Below are 4,390 nucleotides of genomic sequence, written 5' to 3'. Positions count from 1 at the left end.
CACATATCCTAATACCTCCGCAGCTTTTGATAGTGATTTTGCTTCTGCCACACATTTAAAAATTCGTAAGTCTTGGCTTTCCAATTTTAATTCCTCCGTTGATATCATTCTAAATGATACCTCTCTTAGTATTACCTATTATATCCTTTTTTCCATCGAAGATATAATAAAAGATGTTAAGAGAARGGAAGGTTTATAGAAATGATCGGTTTTAAAAATAAAGTATTTATTATTACGGGCGGCGGCACTGGTATAGGCAAAGCAACGGCTTTAAAGTTAGCTGACATGGGCGCGAAACTTGTTATAAACTACAGCAACTCAGAAAAAGAAGCGAAAAAAGTTGTAGAGGAGATTGCTGAAAAAGGAGGCATAGCGTTTGCTTTTAAAGCGAATGTAGCCAACGAGCAAGAAGTAAATGCAATGATTCATCAAACCATTACACAATTCGGACAGTTAGATGGATTAGTGAATAACGCTAGTATTACAGCTCAAATCCCCATGAATGACTTAGAGTCTGCAATGGATGACATATGGAACTCTTTATATGATGTAAACGTAAAAGGCATGTTTCACTGTGTAAAAGCAACCGTTCCACATATGAAAAAGCAAAAGTCAGGGGCCATTGTTAATGTAGGAAGCGTTGCGGGTACAACTGGAATCGGCTCCTCTATTCCCTATGCAGCAACAAAAGCAGCGATTCATACGATGACTAAGTCGTTAGCCATTGCACTGGCACCACATATTCGAGTAAACTGCATCTCTCCTGGTGCAGTCGACACAAGATGGTGGTCTGGCAACGAAGATAAAATGTATCAGCTTGCAGGAAATCTACCTCTTCAGCGCATTTCTTCTCCTGAAGATATCGCAGATGCTATTCTGTTTCAGTTAAAGCAAGAGTCCGTGACGGGCCAAGTATTTACGATTGATAACGGGCAAACTCTTTAAGCATACGTGAATATTCCTAAAAAATAACCCCACTACTAGCAAGCAATAGTAGCGGGGTTCTAACAAGGCTACTGATTCAACCTCTATTTCCCCAGTGAAAACCCTTCAAACAGCCGGCCTCCATGTGGTGCTAACACTTTATCCACCAGTTGAATTACTTTATCTTTATCCCCTGTTTTATAAAAGGTATCAAATGCCTCTACAAATTCTTTACTAAAGCGTTCATTATAGTCATTCAAAGATCGGACAATCCATTTAGAATCCCCGATCCAATGACCATTCGTTCTTAAAACAAATTCATGCGTTATGTAAGCGAGCGTATTGGCGATAAAAAGTGATTCACCTTTATTTGAAGAACCAATTAAATCATCTAAGGCATCACTTATAAAATATCTTTTTAATCTAATCGTCTCTTCCGCCCATTTTTCTGGGCCTTTTTCTAGTAATTGTGCAGCTTCTTTTTTTATAACCTGCATCACTCCTTTATCCGCTAAAATAATTCCCTCGGAAATCATTCTTAGGAGTGAAGGTCTAGCCCTCTTACAATCGCTTTTAAAAAAGGCTTGGTATGAAGTCAGATTATGAGCAAAAACTTCAATTGCCCATCCAAATTCAATGAGGGACTCTCTAAAAGAAGAGGTAAAATTATCATCAAAAATAACAAGATCAAGGTCAGACGTGTGGGTAGCTTCTCCTCTCACCACGCTCCCGGCGAGTAATGCGCCTTGACAGTTAGGGTAATGTTTAAAAATGAATTGTGTAGCTGCTTGCAGCGGTTCTAACCTTTTTAGCTCTTTCATCATATTCCTCCAGAAAACAATATATATGGTTTTTCTGGTTAGAACGTGGAAATTCCTTTAAAAATAAATTCTTATTTATTGAACCTTCCTGAACATGTGTGCCGTATTTTCATTTAGTTACCATCATCTAAATGACTAGTAGAAACGATTGCTGCTCTCCATACATTCATAAATGACTCTTTTATCCAAATTACCTCTTGCCTTAAAGTTAACTTTAACGTTTAAGCTAGTTTTACAGTTTTTAAAATACAAAAAAGGGGAAATACAATGCTGATTAAAAGAATAACGGTGCAGCTTTCTGAAGGACTTCAAGCTAGACATACAGCTTTATTTGCACGTGAAGCTTGTTCGTTTCAAAGTGACATTTTTATTTCGAAAGATGAAAAATGTGTAAGTGGAAAAAGCATCATGAAGGTCATGGCTTTAGCTGTTAAAAAAGGAGATGAAATAACGTTACTGACAAATGGAGTGGATGAACACGCCGCCGCTCGCACCCTTGAAGAATTCCTTTTAACTAAACATAGGTAAAAAGCTGCTACACTATTCCTTACTCTCCTTTTTTCATAAAATCATAGAAAACAAAATTTTTTTTAAAAAAACTCTTGCTTTAAAGTCGACTTTAACGTTTAAGCTAGTGTTGTACTTTTAAATATATCAAATGACGAAAGGATTGTGTTTTTACTTATGTGTAATCAACATACAACAACATCACGTGTTTTAAGTGCACCGCATGCAAAGGCAAAATTCGAGAACACGACAATTGAACGCAGAGAACTGCGAGCAGACGACGTTTTAATTGATATTAAGTTTAGCGGTATCTGTCACTCTGATATTCATAGTGCATTTGATGAGTGGGGCGGCGGAATATTCCCGATGGTTCCTGGTCACGAAATCGCGGGAGTAGTTGAAGCGGTTGGAGAAAGCGTAACAAAATACAAGGTTGGCGATCGCGTTGGCGTGGGATGTTTCGTTGACTCTTGCGGAGAGTGCGAGTACTGTGTGAACGGTGACGAGCAATACTGTACAAAAGGCGTTGTTCAAACGTATAATTCGTTGGATTATGACGGAAATCCTACATACGGCGGCTACAGCCAAAAAATCGTCGTAAAAGAAGGATTCGTTGTTCGTATTCCTGATAAGTTAAGTATGGATGCAGCAAGTCCGCTTCTATGTGCAGGGATTACAACATTTTCTCCGTTAAAGCACTGGAATGCTGGCCCTGGCAAAAAAGTGGCGATCGTGGGAATGGGCGGTCTTGGACATGTAGCGATTCAATTTGCACATGCAATGGGTGCTGAAGTGACGGTATTGAGCCGTTCTAACAATAAAAAAGAAGAAGCTCTAAGCTTTGGCGCAGATCACTATTTTGCAACAAGTGATGAGACAACATTTACTGAATTAGCGGGTCGCTTTGACCTTATCTTAAACACAGTATCGGCTAACCTGAATGTGGATCAATATTTATCATTACTTCGCGTAGATGGAACGCTTGTTAACGTTGGCGCACCGGCTAACCCAGATCAGTACAGCGTATTCTCACTTATCACGGGACGTCGTAGCATTGCTGGTTCACTTGTAGGCGGCATTCGTGAAACACAAGAAATGCTTGATTTTGCGGCTGAACACGGCGTTGCTCCTATGATTGAAGTTATCGATGCTAAGCAAGTAGATGAAGCGTACGAGCGCGTTCTTCGCAGCGACGTTCGCTATCGATTTGTTATTGACATTTCTACACTGTAAATTTAGAAAAAAGCGGGCAGCTCATTGGATGAGCTGCCCGCTTTCTATTTCTTTATAAAATACGAAAAACAACCGATAAATTAGGCTTTAGATGAAAGCTCTTCCTGATATTTTTGTTCTAATTTATCATAGTAATCAATTTTCGTTTCCACTTTTCTAAAAGCTGCGTCCAGCTCTCTTTGTTTTTCCATCATTTTCTCTCTATGCTTTTCAAATATCTGCTTGCGCAAACCGATTGTATCATCGCCTTTTTGTGTTAATTCAACAATTTTACGTAATTCTAAAAGGGCAATATCCGTTTTTCGTAAGCAAATAATAAATTCTAACCACTCGATATCGGACTCGCTAAAAATACGATTTCCGTTCTCATCTCTTTTTATAAAAGGTAAAAGCCCTTGCTGTTCGTAGTATCGAAGCGTATGCGTAGGCAGCCCTACCTTTGCAGCGGCCTCTTTAATATGATATTCCATTCCACTATACCCTCCATCGCCATTCTTAGTGCGGCGTTTGCTTTATGTATCTAAGCTTCCCTTTTTACGGGTGCTTTCAACTCTTTTTCTAGGTTTCTACTATACAATATATATAATAGATTCCGCTATTTTCTTTACTATGAGGTAACTGTATAAATAGTATCCTAAACATTAAAGTAAACGTTAAGGCAACTTATAAAGAGCTGCCGTGAAATCAGCAGCTCTTTTCATTTTTATATAAAATACGATTAATCTGCGGCCATCACTTTACTTAGTTCATTTAATAAATAATCAAGGGTTTGACTGATTCGAACTGTATTACGACTTGTAAGACCTTCTGTAAGTCCTAACATAACCATGTGCTCTCTTGCTGTTTCGATTTCTGTCATTAAGACTTGCATGACAACTCCTTTATACCACTTCACAGCTCATCAC

At 38.6% G+C, this 4,390-nt stretch carries 6 protein-coding genes; 3 read left to right on the top strand and 3 right to left on the bottom strand.

Features of this window, described 5'->3' with window-relative positions; translation table 11 throughout:
* Positions 1-201 precede the first annotated feature (201 nt).
* Entirely contained in the window at positions 202-945 is a 744-nt protein-coding gene (locus AC1DRF_RS17700; RefSeq protein ID WP_477741283.1) for an SDR family NAD(P)-dependent oxidoreductase, read from the top strand.
* 83 nt (positions 946-1,028) lie between these two features.
* Here AC1DRF_RS17700 and AC1DRF_RS17695 read toward each other — a convergent pair whose 3' ends face one another.
* Positions 1,029-1,745, bottom strand: coding sequence for a nucleotidyltransferase domain-containing protein (locus AC1DRF_RS17695; protein ID WP_427075820.1), 717 nt, complete (start codon positions 1,743-1,745; stop codon positions 1,029-1,031).
* Between the two features lie 267 nt (positions 1,746-2,012).
* Here AC1DRF_RS17695 and AC1DRF_RS17690 point away from each other — a divergent pair, with 267 nt between their 5' ends.
* On the top strand, positions 2,013-2,273 hold the full coding sequence (locus AC1DRF_RS17690; protein ID WP_427075819.1) for an HPr family phosphocarrier protein: 261 nt from the start codon (positions 2,013-2,015) through the stop codon (positions 2,271-2,273).
* A 156-nt stretch (positions 2,274-2,429) separates the two neighbouring features.
* Entirely contained in the window at positions 2,430-3,485 is a 1,056-nt protein-coding gene (locus AC1DRF_RS17685) for an NAD(P)-dependent alcohol dehydrogenase (protein ID WP_098432395.1), read from the top strand.
* Positions 3,486-3,565: 80 nt separating this feature from the next.
* On the opposite strand, the gene AC1DRF_RS17680 is transcribed toward AC1DRF_RS17685, so the two are convergent.
* Together AC1DRF_RS17680 and AC1DRF_RS17675 are read right to left on the bottom strand one after the other, a co-directional pair.
* Positions 3,566-3,955, bottom strand: a complete 390-nt coding sequence (locus AC1DRF_RS17680) for a MerR family transcriptional regulator (RefSeq protein WP_071272416.1) — start codon at positions 3,953-3,955, stop codon at positions 3,566-3,568.
* Between the two features lie 248 nt (positions 3,956-4,203).
* Positions 4,204-4,356, bottom strand: coding sequence for an aspartyl-phosphate phosphatase Spo0E family protein (locus AC1DRF_RS17675; protein WP_013084181.1), 153 nt, complete (start codon positions 4,354-4,356; stop codon positions 4,204-4,206).
* Positions 4,357-4,390: the final 34 nt, after the last annotated feature.

Source organism: Priestia sp. P5_B4 (assembly GCF_056400385.1).
Note: the sequence above shows the minus strand (reverse complement) of the source record. Positions and strands in the feature narration are given on the sequence as shown.